Annotated in this window: 18 protein-coding genes and 1 pseudogene; 13 read left to right on the plus strand and 6 right to left on the minus strand. The window is 38.1% G+C overall.

Features of this window, described 5'->3' with window-relative positions; genetic code table 11:
* Positions 1-3: 3 nt before the first annotated feature.
* Both fosM and ABDZ91_RS18610 read left to right on the plus strand, forming a co-directional pair.
* Complete coding sequence (gene fosM / locus ABDZ91_RS18605; RefSeq protein ID WP_343802374.1) at positions 4-432, plus strand: FosM family fosfomycin resistance protein; 429 nt, start codon at positions 4-6, stop codon at positions 430-432.
* Positions 433-473: 41 nt separating this feature from the next.
* Positions 474-1,190, plus strand: a complete 717-nt coding sequence (locus tag ABDZ91_RS18610; protein WP_343802377.1) for a YwaF family protein — start codon at positions 474-476, stop codon at positions 1,188-1,190.
* 48 nt (positions 1,191-1,238) lie between these two features.
* Here the strand turns inward: ABDZ91_RS18610 and ABDZ91_RS18615 are convergent, their stop codons facing one another.
* Positions 1,239-2,384, minus strand: a complete 1,146-nt coding sequence (locus ABDZ91_RS18615) for an MFS transporter (protein WP_343802380.1) — start codon at positions 2,382-2,384, stop codon at positions 1,239-1,241.
* Between the two features lie 158 nt (positions 2,385-2,542).
* Here ABDZ91_RS18615 and ABDZ91_RS18620 point away from each other — a divergent pair, with 158 nt between their 5' ends.
* Together ABDZ91_RS18620 and ABDZ91_RS18625 are read left to right on the plus strand one after the other, a co-directional pair.
* Positions 2,543-2,890, plus strand: coding sequence for an ASCH domain-containing protein (locus ABDZ91_RS18620; protein ID WP_343802383.1), 348 nt, complete (start codon positions 2,543-2,545; stop codon positions 2,888-2,890).
* Between the two features lie 2 nt (positions 2,891-2,892).
* A complete protein-coding gene (locus tag ABDZ91_RS18625; RefSeq protein WP_343802386.1) occupies positions 2,893-3,333 on the plus strand; it encodes a hypothetical protein in 441 nt (146 codons plus the stop codon).
* Between the two features lie 373 nt (positions 3,334-3,706).
* Here ABDZ91_RS18625 and ABDZ91_RS22010 read toward each other — a convergent pair whose 3' ends face one another.
* Positions 3,707-4,036 carry a nuclease-related domain-containing protein gene (locus tag ABDZ91_RS22010; protein WP_425541869.1) on the minus strand — a complete coding sequence of 110 codons (330 nt, stop codon included), beginning with the start codon at positions 4,034-4,036 and terminating at the stop codon, positions 3,707-3,709.
* A 172-nt stretch (positions 4,037-4,208) separates the two neighbouring features.
* On the minus strand, positions 4,209-5,498 hold the full coding sequence (locus ABDZ91_RS18630) for a uracil/xanthine transporter (RefSeq protein WP_343802389.1): 1,290 nt from the start codon (positions 5,496-5,498) through the stop codon (positions 4,209-4,211).
* A gap of 152 nt (positions 5,499-5,650) precedes the next feature.
* On the opposite strand from ABDZ91_RS18630, the gene ABDZ91_RS18635 reads away from it, so the two are divergent.
* The 4 genes and pseudogenes from ABDZ91_RS18635 (at position 5,651) to ABDZ91_RS18650 (ending at position 8,034) form a co-directional block, all read left to right on the plus strand.
* Entirely contained in the window at positions 5,651-6,322 is a 672-nt protein-coding gene (locus tag ABDZ91_RS18635) for an HAD family hydrolase (protein ID WP_343802392.1), read from the plus strand.
* Positions 6,323-6,341: 19 nt separating this feature from the next.
* Positions 6,342-6,755: pseudogene (locus ABDZ91_RS18640) on the plus strand (NUDIX hydrolase).
* A 2-nt stretch (positions 6,756-6,757) separates the two neighbouring features.
* On the plus strand, positions 6,758-7,327 hold the full coding sequence (locus ABDZ91_RS18645) for an LOG family protein (RefSeq protein ID WP_343802480.1): 570 nt from the start codon (positions 6,758-6,760) through the stop codon (positions 7,325-7,327).
* The gene (locus ABDZ91_RS18650) at positions 7,327-8,034 is read left to right on the plus strand and encodes a class I SAM-dependent methyltransferase (protein ID WP_343802483.1); all 708 of its coding nucleotides are present in this window, start codon (positions 7,327-7,329) and stop codon (positions 8,032-8,034) included. The genes ABDZ91_RS18645 and ABDZ91_RS18650 overlap by 1 nt, the downstream gene beginning before the upstream one ends.
* A gap of 46 nt (positions 8,035-8,080) precedes the next feature.
* Here ABDZ91_RS18650 and ABDZ91_RS18655 read toward each other — a convergent pair whose 3' ends face one another.
* Both ABDZ91_RS18655 and ABDZ91_RS18660 read right to left on the minus strand, forming a co-directional pair.
* Entirely contained in the window at positions 8,081-8,260 is a 180-nt protein-coding gene (locus ABDZ91_RS18655; protein ID WP_343802395.1) for a small, acid-soluble spore protein, H family, read from the minus strand.
* 38 nt (positions 8,261-8,298) lie between these two features.
* On the minus strand, positions 8,299-8,448 hold the full coding sequence (locus ABDZ91_RS18660; RefSeq protein ID WP_343802398.1) for a hypothetical protein: 150 nt from the start codon (positions 8,446-8,448) through the stop codon (positions 8,299-8,301).
* A 141-nt stretch (positions 8,449-8,589) separates the two neighbouring features.
* On the opposite strand from ABDZ91_RS18660, the gene ABDZ91_RS18665 reads away from it, so the two are divergent.
* The 5 genes from ABDZ91_RS18665 to ABDZ91_RS18685 all read left to right on the plus strand — a co-directional run bounded on the left by ABDZ91_RS18665 (position 8,590) and on the right by ABDZ91_RS18685 (position 11,327).
* The gene (locus ABDZ91_RS18665) at positions 8,590-9,090 is read left to right on the plus strand and encodes a GNAT family N-acetyltransferase (protein ID WP_343802401.1); all 501 of its coding nucleotides are present in this window, start codon (positions 8,590-8,592) and stop codon (positions 9,088-9,090) included.
* A gap of 12 nt (positions 9,091-9,102) precedes the next feature.
* The gene (locus ABDZ91_RS18670; RefSeq protein ID WP_343802404.1) at positions 9,103-9,648 is read left to right on the plus strand and encodes an HAD-IIIA family hydrolase; all 546 of its coding nucleotides are present in this window, start codon (positions 9,103-9,105) and stop codon (positions 9,646-9,648) included.
* A 108-nt stretch (positions 9,649-9,756) separates the two neighbouring features.
* Positions 9,757-10,110: a PadR family transcriptional regulator gene (locus ABDZ91_RS18675; protein WP_343802407.1), complete on the plus strand. Its 354-nt coding sequence runs from the start codon at positions 9,757-9,759 to the stop codon at positions 10,108-10,110.
* A complete protein-coding gene (locus ABDZ91_RS18680; protein ID WP_343802409.1) occupies positions 10,100-10,774 on the plus strand; it encodes a permease prefix domain 1-containing protein in 675 nt (224 codons plus the stop codon). Before ABDZ91_RS18675 ends, ABDZ91_RS18680 begins: the two co-directional genes overlap by 11 nt.
* The gene (locus tag ABDZ91_RS18685) at positions 10,761-11,327 is read left to right on the plus strand and encodes a DUF4825 domain-containing protein (protein ID WP_343802412.1); all 567 of its coding nucleotides are present in this window, start codon (positions 10,761-10,763) and stop codon (positions 11,325-11,327) included. Before ABDZ91_RS18680 ends, ABDZ91_RS18685 begins: the two co-directional genes overlap by 14 nt.
* A 35-nt stretch (positions 11,328-11,362) precedes the next feature.
* Here the strand turns inward: ABDZ91_RS18685 and ABDZ91_RS18690 are convergent, their stop codons facing one another.
* Entirely contained in the window at positions 11,363-12,697 is a 1,335-nt protein-coding gene (locus ABDZ91_RS18690; RefSeq protein ID WP_343802415.1) for an ATP-binding protein, read from the minus strand.
* Positions 12,698-12,814 lie beyond the last annotated feature (117 nt).

Raw genomic sequence — 12,814 nt, forward strand, 5'->3', positions numbered from 1 at the left:
GCTATGAATATACAAGGGATCAACCATTTATTATTTTCGGTTTCAGATTTAGACCAATCCATCCAGTTTTACAAAAAAGTATTTAATGCCAAGTTGTTGGTGAAAGGGCGAACTACTGCATACTTTGACCTAAATGGATTATGGCTGGCGTTAAATGAAGAAAAGCATATTCCAAGAGCTGAAATTCACCAATCCTATACACATATTGCTTTTTCGATTCATGAGGAAGACTTTGATGACTATTATCAAAAGCTTGTGAATTTAGATGTTCACATCCTACCTGGGCGAAAAAGAGAGGAGAGGGATAAAAAGTCAGTTTACTTTTCAGACCCTGATGGACATAAGTTTGAATTCCACACGGGCACGCTTCAAGATCGTTTAAATTATTATAGACAAGATAAAAATCACATGACTTTTTATGAAGACGGTTGATTTTGACAACACTAAGTATAAAAACTTAGCTTGGTGATTAGATGGAAACATACTTTCATATAGATGGAAAGGAACCTTTTGTACTTTTTTCATTCACTCATTGGATGACATTAGTCGTAATACTTAGTACCATTGTACTTATTTATTTGTTTCGGAATTTCCTTAGAAACACGGGAATCAATCGGCTTATAAGAATCAGCATTGCGCTTATCTTAATTGTATCCGAAATATCCTTACACACATGGTTATGGCATTTCGATCAATGGGATATCCGATACTCACTTCCTTTTCATCTTAGCAGTATTTCGCTCCTTTTATCTAGTGTTCTTCTACTAACAAAGAGTTATCGTTTGTTTGAATTTACATACTTTGCTGGGGTTGGAAGTGCACTTCAAGCAATGCTTACACCTGATATAAGTTCGTATACATTTCCCCACTTCCGATACGTTCACTTTTTCATCTCTCATGGAGGGATTGTAGTAGCCAATCTATTCTTTGTCATTGTCGAAAGGTATTTGCCCTCTTTCCAAAGTTTATGGCGCGCATATATATATTTAAATTTATACACCTTTTTCATTTTTTTCTTAAACCTTTTACTCGAAGGGAATTACATGTATATCTCCCAGAAGCCTTTTAATCCTTCTCTGATTGATTATTTAGGGCCGTGGCCATGGTATATCATTCCACTAGAAGTCATTACTCTATTAACTTTTTTCATTTTATATTTACCATTTTGGTTACATCGTAGATTTAAATAAGGGGTATGAAAAAACCGCCAACCCGTAGGGAAAAGCGGTTAGTTGGATTCACTTTTTTGGCGCTGGCTTTCGCTTCAAAAATAGTACAGCTGATACTAAAAGAATTATTCCTGTTAGGATAAAGCCTCCGTTAGCTGTGAGTTCTAATAGTCCTGTTAAACTCGAGCCGATGACCACCCCAAATGAAAAAAAGGCGTAGAAATATCCGTAGGCTTTGCCGCGATGTCCTTTTTCAGTCGATTCAATTAAAAGTGAGTTGATAGAAGGGAAGAGGAAGGCAAAGCCAACTCCATATAGTCCCATCGTTAAATAAAGAACCGTAATCTGTTCCACCGCACTTAAAAGAAGAAGGCTAACTCCCATAATCGACATCCCGAAGGTTAACGTTTTTAAAGGAGAAATTTGATCAAAAATCCGGTTAATAGGTAGCAAGAATATAACAATAGCTACAATTCCGAACGTACTTAATAATAAACCACTAGTTTTTGTGTCAAATCCCAACTCTCCCACTTTTAGAGGGAGCATGTATGCTAAGACTCCTTGGGCAAACATCAAGAAAAAGGCTCCCAAAAAGGCCTTTATGATGGACGAATTTTGAAAAAAGCCTCTTATGAAAACAGATTCTTTCGGTTGCTGTTTGGCCACTTGATTTATAGGATACTTCGAACGTAAAAGGAGTAATACTAGTACGCCAAATAGGAACATCAGTACCGCTACTACCATTAGAACGGAAACTTCACTTGTCCGGCTCGCCATGATTCCGCTGAAGGCGGGACCGATAATGGCTGCTAATCCAACGCAAGCCCCTGTTAAAGCAGATCCTTGTCCTTTTTTCTCCTGATTCCCTGAGTTCGCAAGGTACGTAAAAGCAGCAGGTACAATAAGACCAGCTGTAAAACCGTGAATAAAGCGAACAGCCAACAGTACCCAAGCACTTGTTGAAAGCGAGTATAAGAATAAAGAGCCACTAGTAAGGAATAACCCAGACAGTAAAATGACAAACGGTCCTCTTTTATCAGTTAAAAACCCAGAGGCTACATTGCCGATTGTGTTTGAAAAGGAATACATCCCAACAGCTAGCCCAGTTAAGAATGGGGTGGCACCAAGGGAAGTAGCTAATGGTGTCATAATCGGTAACTGAGTAAACAAATCAAAAAAAGAAATAAAAATAATAAAATAAACAAACACACGCATGTGACGAGCGCCTCCACTTAATATCTACCTTAATCTTCTCCTTTTCTGGAAGAATAAGCAAGAAGTAAACCTTGCCGAAATCGTGACAAAGGTAGACCCTACGCTTGTATTTAGGTAGAATATGTGAAGAATGACAAGTTAAAAAGGTGGTAAAGACAATGAATAATGAAAAAGCAAATGAAGGGCTTCCTCCCAAAACCTGCTCCATTGAACGCTTAATTACTAAACAAGAAGATATTGAAAAAGTACTGAACGGTGAAAAAACAGCAACTAGACGAAATGGAAGATACGCAGACGTTGGTGAGTTCATGACGCTTGAAGGTAGAGAGTTTGTCGTTGAACGAGTTTACCGTCAATCGCTCGGAGAACTGACGGACGAACATGCACGACAAGAGGGCTATCAAACAGTTGATGATTATAAAGAAGCAATCTTGGCTATGCATCCAGGTATGCCATGGGCACCACAAATGAAAGTGTGGGTTCATGAGTTTGCGCCGGTCAAATAACCGTGTACACGTTCTATAAACTAATTGTATACATACACGTACTCAGTGCGGTCGCATCAATCGGTCCCTTTTTCGTTTTACTACCTTTGTTGAAAAAAATAAAGGTTGCTGCTGGAGAAGAAGTGCCGGCATATATCCAGGTATTCCGATCATCCACCCTTCTAGTAAAACACGCTGGACATGTGTTGGTCGGATCCGGCGTTGTGTTAATTTGGCTAGGCTCATGGCCATGGTCCACCTCCTGGATCGTTATGACCTTAGTGGTCATGTTCAGCTCCATCATCTTCCTAGCACGTGCGTTTACTCCAACTCTTAAGGAATTCGATACACCCAGCCATGACAGGGGCATGCTAGTGGCAGCGCTACACCGGGCGGTTTGGACGTACCTCGGGTTATTGCTATTAATGCTTTGGTTTATGGTGGTTAAGCCTGTTTGGTGGTAGGTGTGTGCCAACGGGTTGTAAGCGCATCTTCGTGGTGCGCTTTTTTTGTAACCGGGGGTTGGTAAAATTGGGTGTTTATTCTGGTAGAGTGAGCTTCAATACCGTAAGGGTCGCGACAGTACCATATGGATATATGAACGGTGCGCATTTAGTAATTCTCTAGTAAGCCAGGTAAAGTTTTGATTGGAAAGGAGTGGGGGATGTTCCATAAAACTTCGAACGTAAGCAGGTACTAGCTTGGGAAACAACACTTTGGTTTCGGCAGGAGCTTTTTTTACAATTTGTTTTGGATAGGCAAGCACAACCGCTCCGTATACGGGGATTGAAACTCCACGCGCCTTTAGCCATTCGCCAAATAATTCTCTATTTCTTCCTAATTGTGCAGCGGGCTATCAAATCCATCTGTCAGCCCTTCATCGGTGGTTCGAACTAATTGTGGTGGATTATCTTTAAATTCCAGTGTGCCAGCTATGTTTTTTACTTCAAAAAGGATTGCGCAAGAAAGTGTAATAATGGTGGTATCCAGTTGAAAGGATTCAGAAGTAGCAAGTTGGAGGTCGTGTAATATCCCGTGTTTAAAGAGGAAATTATGTCTACTAAGTAATTGTTCCAGTTGTTCTTCACCTCCAATTCCGGCCAGAAGGGAAGATTGTTTGTTTAATAGAACTTTGTATTTCGCGTGATGAGATGATAAACGATCAATTGCCTAATTTATCCCCTCAAGCGAAAGAGACGGATCTCTCATTTTTAAGTTAATATAATTCACCTCATTTCATTTTAATACTTTCATAATATCACTAAAAATAATAGGGAAGAAGCCATAATTTACTTCCCTAACAAAAAGCCACCCAACCAAAATGATTGAGTGACTCACATTAAAATTCTTCATACCGCTCCCATTTCACTATCTTCTCCAACACAATCGAAATCAACATTCCCATCACTAAACCATTGGATATAAATGGGCGAATTAAGATGGGCGCACTATTAAAGATTTCAGGATCTACATTCATCAAACTAATTCCAATTAAAACAGGAACGGCCAATCTAAAGATTGTGTTTGATGTGAATACGGCTCCGTTTAAACTGCTATAGGATGTTCCAAACAATTGCATGTATGCTACAAATAGTACTGCATTTCCAACTGTAATCGGCATAGTAGCCAGGAACGATCCAAACAGCGGAATGAGTCCAAAGAGTGTTAACAAGGCTCCGCCGATGTAGAATGGCTTCCTTTCATAGATTCTAGTACTTTGTAAAAAACCGATGGAAGATGTAAATGGTGTATACGGAACTAGACCAAAACCAGAGGCTACAAGAGAATAGAAACCAGTTAAAAACATAGAACCTCGATATTGTTTGGCTTCGGGTTGATCTTTATATATTTTTGAAGCCGACTCAATGGAGGCAATGGTGTTACTTAGGTTCAACATCCCTGCAATGAAGGCTACAAAAATGATCCCATATTCTAAATTTGGTTCTCCCAATGGAAATAAAGTAAAGGATGCTCCAGATTGCTCTACGGTTGTTATTTTTTCTGGGAATAGAATGGCGTAAAGAATCCAACCAACTACAATTCCAATCAAGATTGAAAAGTTGCTAACGAATGTATTGCCTTTCATCTTTAACAAAATCACTAAAATAACTAGGCCAAAGGATAGTAAAGTAATCGGAATATCGATTGTTCCATCGGGTGATTTACCTAACATCCCATCGAAAAAAATAAAGATTAGTTGGAAGGTTAATAGAAACAAATACACTGAAGTGACCATCGGTGTAAAGATGGTGCGGATTACAGAAACTAGGTTAAAGGCAGCCAGTAAAATGGTTACGAATGCTGCTAAAAGGATACCAGTGGCAATTCCACCACCGACTTCGGTGAGCGTTAGTCCCAGTGAGGAAGCAGAAATCGCAATGTTCAGCATGAGACCCCACCATAGGCCAGAGTGACCTTCCATCAGTGGATAACGATGCCCGATTCTACCTTGTAACAGACTAGCGATTCCAGTAAATATTAGAGTGCTTCGAATCATCATGGCGATTTGATCAGGAGGCAACTCAAAAGCGGTTCCAATTGAAACCGGAACGACAATTGTATTGGCAAAAATAAAAAATAGCCATTGAACAGAAGAAAATAGAGTAATAGAGTTCAATGATTTAGACAAGGGAAACCCTTCTTTCTGTAAAATCTATAACAAAGTCCTATCCTATTATAATGCAAATTGTAAAAAGTGAAAGAAGTCTTGCCTAAAACTCTATTCAACCATTTTTTTCAATGGTAACCTAATGATAAAGACCCAATAAAAGGAAGAGGACCATGTTATTTTTTGATATAGATGGTACGTTACTAGATTATAAACTAGCTGAATCTACAGCAGTCCAATTATTTTACAAACAAAATCAACGCGAATTTACCATCGATGAAAAAGAATTTGTTCAACAATGGAACATTCTTTCAAAAGAATACTATCAAAGATATTTAGACGGTGAATTTAGTTTTCAAGATCAACAAGTAGCAAGGATGCAAGAGCTGTATTTATTAGGAGGGAATAGCATAGGTAAGGACGAGGCAACTGAGCTGTTTCGCTTATATCTAGCCTATTTCCAATCCAGCTGGGTTCCGTTTGATGACGTGATGCCTTGTTTAACAAAATTACGTGGAAAAATGTTAGGCATTATTACCAACGGGGACCCCGATCAACAAAGAATGAAATTAGAGAAACTAGGAATCTTGCATTTTTTCCAAGTAATTGTTGCCTCCGGGGAAGTTGGTGTAGCAAAGCCAGACCCTGGTATTTTTTACAGTGCTTGTGAAAAAATGGGGAAAGAGCCCGAAGAGTGTGTGTATATTGGAGATGATTTGAAAGTAGATGTCTTGGGTAGCATGAATACAGGTATGAGAGCTATTTGGCTGAATCGGAATGGGGCATCTAGCGATAACCGCCAAATTTTAGAGATAAATAGTTTAGGGGATATACAAAACTTGTGAAATTTGTGAGGTGTATATGTTGAAAAAATGGTATGGCGCAGCTGGTTTATGTGTGAATGAAAGAAATCAGGTTCTAATGGTGTTACAAGGAAGACCAGAGTAAGAAAAAACGTGGTCAATCCCAACTGGTGGAAAGGAAATGGGAGAAAGCTTTGAAGACTGTTGCAAGCGGGAAATACTGGAGGAAACTGGCTATCAAGTAGAGGTTTTAGAGGAATTTTACATAAAAAATAGAGAGTATCAGGAACTCGGAATTACAGCTGAAGTGCATTATTTTATAGTAAAAGCTGTTGGTGGAGACATGAAAATCCAGGATCCTGACATGCTAATCTATGAAATCGCTTGGAAATCAATAGATGATATAGATGAATTACTTCTTACTTATCCTGAAGATTTGTCTATGTTTCAAGACATGGCTAAGAGGAGCGGATGATGATGAAACGGATTGCTGTATTTTGTGGGGCCAGTTCAGGGAACGACCCTATCTACATACAAGAAGCTAAGCGATTAGGTAAAACTTTAGCGGTCCATGGGATCGAACTCGTATATGGTGGGGCGACGGTCGGCTGTATGGGGGCTGTAGCTAATGGAGTACTGGAATCGGGCGGAAAGGCCATTGGGGTCATACCCGAAAAATTAGCCAATATAGAAATTGCGCATGAACATTTGACCGAACTACATATTGTTAAAAATATGCATGAAAGAAAAGCCATGATGGCGGACCTTGCAGACGGATTCATTGCCTTACCTGGTGGGGCAGGAACTTTAGAGGAATGGTTCGAGGTATTTACGTGGGCACAAATTGGGTATCATGCCAAGCCATGCGGATTATTGAATGTCAATAACTATTACACACCCCTTTTGTCACTCTTTGACCATATGATCGGAGAAGGATTTGTGAGAAAAGAATACAAGGACCTAATTGTAATGAATGAAGATCCGGCTACTTTAGTGGAACAGTTTGTGAAACATAAAGGAAAGGTTGAAAATCGATGGGAGAGGTAATATATAGGGTTCAGCATATCCGACATGAAGAAAAGCTGTATCATGATCACTGCTATGAAAATTATAAGTTGTTTGAACAAGGTTCCTGGTTACACAGGCCAGTTCAAACTGTTATGGATATGTTGTCCCTATTTGAGAATCAAAAAGACTTAAAGGTTCTCGACTTAGGAAGCGGAGTTGGAAGAAACAGCATTCCCGTAGCTCAAAAAATAAAAAATCTAAACGGACAAGTTGTATGCGTTGATTTTTTAGAAAGCGCTACTTCTAAATTGGAGCAATATGCTTTAGAAAATCACGTAGAAAACGAATTAAAAATAGTGAAGGAAGACATTGGAGAATTCGATATTCTTCCGGGTACATTCGATTATATCGTTGCGGTCTCGAGCTTGGAGCATGTTGCATCTGAAGAGGTTTTTGAACGTGTGCTAGCAAGGATGGTTGAGGGTACTAAAGATAAAGGAATTAACTGTTTGATTGTGAACTCAGAAGTTGCGGAGACTGAAATCAAAACAGGTAAGCGACTTGAAGCCATGATGGAAGTGAATCTTTCAACAGAGAATTTGTTAAGAAAATTAAAAGCCTATTATAAAGGATGGCACGTTTTAAAGGAGTTAGTGAAGCCGCTAGAATACCGGATCATAAGGGATGACAGGCAAGTTTCACTAAAAACTAATGCAATTACGTTTGTGGTCCAGAGGCGTGGTTGAAATTATGCTCGTTTAGCCAAAAAGCATGCCACTAAGGGCATGCTTCCTACATTTCTTCTAGTTCATCAATTTCCACGATAGTTCTTTCTTCAAGTGGACCTCTTAAATGAACGGTTGCAGTACGGCCATCTTCGTTCAGTTTATCGATCCAGACGGATGCGCCGTTGTATTGAACTTCAACGTTTGCGGAGGAAGATAAGATTTGTTTTACTCGATTCGCGTCCATGTGGTCACTCTCCTTATTTTCTTAAGTTTTTGTAGCCTTTATTTAGTCTCTTTTTCAACATCTTGAACATTTGTGACATTCTTTGCCGTGTCTTCATCTAACATCACTTCCCTGTTAGGTATTGAATCTGTAAAGTATGGTTCCACTGCTTGCTTTTCTGATTTATCCTGATTCTCGTTTTTAGGCATTAGCTGACTTTTACATCTCCTTTACCACATCATTCTTACAGTATTTTCTCCTTGTTGGCACTTTTTATTAAAACAACGACAAATTTTTCTTACATTACTATAGAATATGGTTATGGAAAATAAAGTTAGGAGAGTGGAGTGATGATTGTTCGATTATTAGGACCCCAGGATGCAGAGGATTATCGGAAGGTTAGATTGGAAGCACTAAGACAACATCCGGATGCTTTTGCAGTTAGTTATGAAGAAGAGGAAGTACGACCAGTATCCATTTATGAAGAACGATTTCAGTCTAACGAAAACTATACTTTTGGTGCCTTTGATGGGGATGAACTTATTGGAACCGTCACTTTACTTAAGGAAAGGTACCGAAAACTTAAACATCGGGCAAACATAGTCGCGATGTATGTTCAGTCACCACACCGTAGTAAAGGGGTTGGGAAAAAATTGATGACGGCCGCAATTAAACAAGCTAAGAGTGAACCAGATATTGAACAAGTTTATTTGACGGTTGTTCAGTCGAATGCCTCTGCAAAAAAATTGTACCAATCACTAGGTTTTACTACTTTCGGGATTGACAGTAAAGCTTTAAAAATAGGGCAAGATTATTTAGATGAAGAACTGATGGTACTTGCTATTATATAAGGGGATTAGCTAATGTTACATAGAGTACATGCCGTGTTTATAGATCGTGACGGAACGATTGGTGGAAGTGATCAGGTTGAATATCCAGGGCAGATGACTTTTTACCCAGGTGTAAAAGAATCCATTCAATTGTTAAAACAACATGGGGTTCGGATATTTTCATTTACCAATCAACCAGGCGTAGCAAGAGGAGAAGTGGAAGAAAAGGATTTTGTCACGGAATTAAGTGTAATTGGCTTTGATCAGGTTTATCTTTGTCCACATGAACACAACGCTGGGTGCACCTGTCGAAAACCTTCTATTGGGATGTTAGAAAAAGCAGTAAATGAATACCATATTGATCTTCATAAATCCATCGTTATCGGAGACCGTTGGACGGACCTTATGGCAGCACAGGAAGCTGGTTGTAAAAAAATTTTAGTACGTACAGGTGCCGGAGAAGTAGCACTAACAAAATATCATAACAATGAATACTATGGAAAATGGGGAGAAGTGAGCCCAGACTTTATCGCAAAAGATTTTGTGGAAGCTGTACACTGGATTATTCAAAATGGATGATAAACACACTGTAATGGTGTGTTTTTTTGGTGCCATTTACCTATTTAACATAAAGTACATTGACACACATAGTAATATTTTGTACATTGTACATAAGAGGTGATTGTAATGACCGAAACTGGAATAAGTCGCGACTTAATTCGCGGCAATATAGATACGATTATCCTTCGGGTCCTATGCGAAGGGGATAATTATGGGTATGAAATTATAAAGGCAGTTTCTAAAAATAGTGGCGGACAGTATGAACTGAAGGAGCCTTCTCTATATACCAGTCTAAAAAGATTAGAAAAACAAAAATTGATTGAATCCTACTGGGGAAACGAAACTCAAGGTGGGCGCCGAAAATATTACAAGGTAACTGCAACTGGAAGAGAGACCTTTTTGGCCAATAAAGAAGCATGGAAAACAGCACGAGTATTATTGGACCAACTTATAGGAGTGGGGGAAGAAAATGATGAGTAAAATAGTGGGGCATGTGGATCGTTTATTTATCCAATATCCCGAGACAAAAGAGATTCGAGAATTGAAAGAAGAAGTTTTGACAAATTTAGAAGCAAAAGTTTCAGACTTAATGGCAAATGGTTTGTCTCAGGAAGAAGCTGAAGAAAGAGCAATCGAGAGTATTGTGAATATAGATTATTTAATTGACAACAACAAGACCGTTAACCGAAATTCCTATTTGTGTGAAGTGATTCAAGTAGCGTTGTTATATGTCATCATTGCCTGGATTGTAACAATGCCTGCACTCATTCTTGGTATAGGTATTATCGTGAATTATACCTTTCTTTTTGGTGTTTTCTTATTAGGAATCATGTACATGGTTCTACGAAAAAACGAATCAAGTCAACTTGTTACGATTGATGTACAATCTTTTGCTCATTTAAAAAAGGTAGTTTCAATTATTTGGGTTTTAGCAATGTTTGTCATAACCATATGGACGTTTCTGCTTGAATTTGGAAGTAACCTTTGGTTTGGCAGACCAATATCCATTGATGGCCCTTATCAGTTTGCTGTATTGGTGATCAGATATTTATTACCATTTATCTCTATTATCGTCCCGCTCATCTTCCATACTGCGTTTAAGATTATTCCCAAACATGAGGTAGGTGAAGATGATGAATACTAGGAACAAAATCATCGTTGGGTTGTTAGGGTTTGGTATTGTCCTTTTTGCAGTGACTCAATTCTGGGTTTTGCCAGAGATGGATAAGAAAGAACAACAGTATGAAATGGCACAAAAGGACCCCGTTACACATGACGTACAAAGTGTGTTGAAGTATAAGCATCCCTATATGGGGAATGCCGGAAATCTTACTCAACTGTTTAGTGAATTACCATTAAATGAATATAGCAGAACCTATGAGTTAGATTCTGATTTACTTCAGCTTACCATTCTTTATAAGGATGGAGTCGTTGATATCGGTCAAGAAAAAGTGGAAAGAGCTTTAATTTACAATGCAACGACTGCATTTGCGTTGATTAATAATCTGGAAGTCATTCGTTTTTCTTTCCACGATAAGACTTATGTGGTAAAAAGAGCTCGACTAATGAGCCGTTATGACACCACAATATCTCCACGAATTGATAAAGAGGATTGGAAACTGCAGGTTCAAGAGCCTTTAAACCAAAAAGAGTATGTAGAGGAAATCATGAACGAAGTATTTAAAATAGAGTCATAAACACAAAGTAAAAAACCTTCTGGCTGGAAGGTTTTTTACTTTGTGTTCACTAGCTTCTCTGAATCTTGCTGAAGTGTTTGATTAGAATAAGTTGGTAACATAATTTCGAATGTAGTTCCAACGCCAATTTGGCTTGATATATGTATTTTCCCTTTATGTTGTTCAATAATGTTAAAGCAGACGGTAAGGCCTAAGCCAGTACCTCTTTCTTTAGTAGTGTAGAAAGGTTGTCCAATCTTTTTAAGTATTTCTTGTGGCATTCCTAATCCTTCGTCTTTTATGTATATGGAGAGATGCTCTTGACAAACTGCATGGTGGATTTGAATCTTTTTCCCTTTGTGCTGCATAGCTTCAATAGCATTTTTGATGATATTGATTAAGACTTGTTTGATTTGGTTTTCTTGTCCATATATGAAGACTGGGCTAGCGAGGCTTTCAGCAACAAGTTCAATGTTTCTCATGTTCGCTTCAGACTCCATTAACTTTAAAACATGATCTAGTGTTTTAGAGTAATCCACTTTTTTTAACGTAACTTTTTGTGGCCTTGATAAAATGAGCATTTCGCTCAATACTGTTTCGACTCGTTTAATTTCTGAGAATATGACGTCAACATATTCTTTGTTAAAGTTTTTTTCCTCTGTTATCAATTGCAAAAAACCGGAAATCGCGGTTAAAGGGTTTCTAACTTCATGAACGATGGCTGCTGACATTTGGGCTACCACGTTAAGTTTGTCAGATTGAATGGCTAAATCGTGGTTTAATTGGATAAGTTCCTGTTCTGAATGCTTCCATTCTGAAATGTCGGTTATAGTCCCTAATGTCGAAATAAGTTGGCTGTCCTGATTATAAGAAAACTTTGTGTTTATCTCTACCCAGACAAATCCACCGTCTTTTTTACGAATGCGGACTTCCTCTTTAAATACATCTTGATGATTTTTTATCATATTAAGGAATTTCTCTATTATGGATTCTTGGTCTTCAGGGTAAATATAATTCAGGATTGATTGGTTTAGACTTTGATCCACTTCAAAGCCAGTCATCGATTTCCAATAAGGATTTAGTAAGGTAAGGTTTCCATTTTCATCGGTTTGATAAACTACTTGGTTAATATTATCGAACACATGGAGAGAGGATTCTAAAAGTTTTTTGTAGTTCATCTCACTATCTGATAGATTGTCTAACAACAATTTAGATTTATCGTAATATGAAGCGAGCCACCACACAACAACGGCAATTACTAGGGTGTAGGAAAGGTCTAATAATAGATTAAAAGAATACTGATTGTAGCCGTAAAAAATGATATTCCAAATACCTACGGCGCAAATAAAGGTAATCGTTGATATGATTCTACCTTTATATCTTTTAAACACACTTTCACCTCACATTACTACTTTTTACCTAATATACATGAAAAATACATCTTTTGAAATAGGAATCTTCTAAAAATTTAAAATTTTAAATAAATCATATTACATATTTATTATAAA

Origin of the sequence: Bacillus carboniphilus (assembly GCF_039522365.1) — a bacterium.
GTDB classification, from domain to species: domain Bacteria; phylum Bacillota; class Bacilli; order Bacillales; family JC228; genus Bacillus_BF; species Bacillus_BF carboniphilus.

What these genes read in the sequence shown, in the direction of transcription:
- ABDZ91_RS18685 (WP_343802412.1), top strand. Translation starts at nt 10,761, where the DNA reads ATGATGAATACTAGGAACAAAATCATCGTTGGGTTGTTAGGGTTTGGT.
- ABDZ91_RS18680 (WP_343802409.1), top strand. Translation starts at nt 10,100, where the DNA reads ATGATGAGTAAAATAGTGGGGCATGTGGATCGTTTATTTATCCAATAT.
- ABDZ91_RS18655 (WP_343802395.1), bottom strand. Translation starts at nt 8,260, where the DNA reads ATGGACGCGAATCGAGTAAAACAAATCTTATCTTCCTCCGCAAACGTT.
- ABDZ91_RS18675 (WP_343802407.1), top strand. Translation starts at nt 9,757, where the DNA reads ATGACCGAAACTGGAATAAGTCGCGACTTAATTCGCGGCAATATAGAT.
- ABDZ91_RS18670 (WP_343802404.1), top strand. Translation starts at nt 9,103, where the DNA reads ATGTTACATAGAGTACATGCCGTGTTTATAGATCGTGACGGAACGATT.
- ABDZ91_RS18635 (WP_343802392.1), top strand. Translation starts at nt 5,651, where the DNA reads ATGTTATTTTTTGATATAGATGGTACGTTACTAGATTATAAACTAGCT.
- ABDZ91_RS18615 (WP_343802380.1), bottom strand. Translation starts at nt 2,384, where the DNA reads ATGCGTGTGTTTGTTTATTTTATTATTTTTATTTCTTTTTTTGATTTG.
- ABDZ91_RS18645 (WP_343802480.1), top strand. Translation starts at nt 6,758, where the DNA reads ATGAAACGGATTGCTGTATTTTGTGGGGCCAGTTCAGGGAACGACCCT.
- ABDZ91_RS18610 (WP_343802377.1), top strand. Translation starts at nt 474, where the DNA reads ATGGAAACATACTTTCATATAGATGGAAAGGAACCTTTTGTACTTTTT.
- ABDZ91_RS18665 (WP_343802401.1), top strand. Translation starts at nt 8,590, where the DNA reads ATGATTGTTCGATTATTAGGACCCCAGGATGCAGAGGATTATCGGAAG.
- ABDZ91_RS18620 (WP_343802383.1), top strand. Translation starts at nt 2,543, where the DNA reads ATGAATAATGAAAAAGCAAATGAAGGGCTTCCTCCCAAAACCTGCTCC.
- fosM (WP_343802374.1), top strand. Translation starts at nt 4, where the DNA reads ATGAATATACAAGGGATCAACCATTTATTATTTTCGGTTTCAGATTTA.
- ABDZ91_RS18660 (WP_343802398.1), bottom strand. Translation starts at nt 8,448, where the DNA reads ATGCCTAAAAACGAGAATCAGGATAAATCAGAAAAGCAAGCAGTGGAA.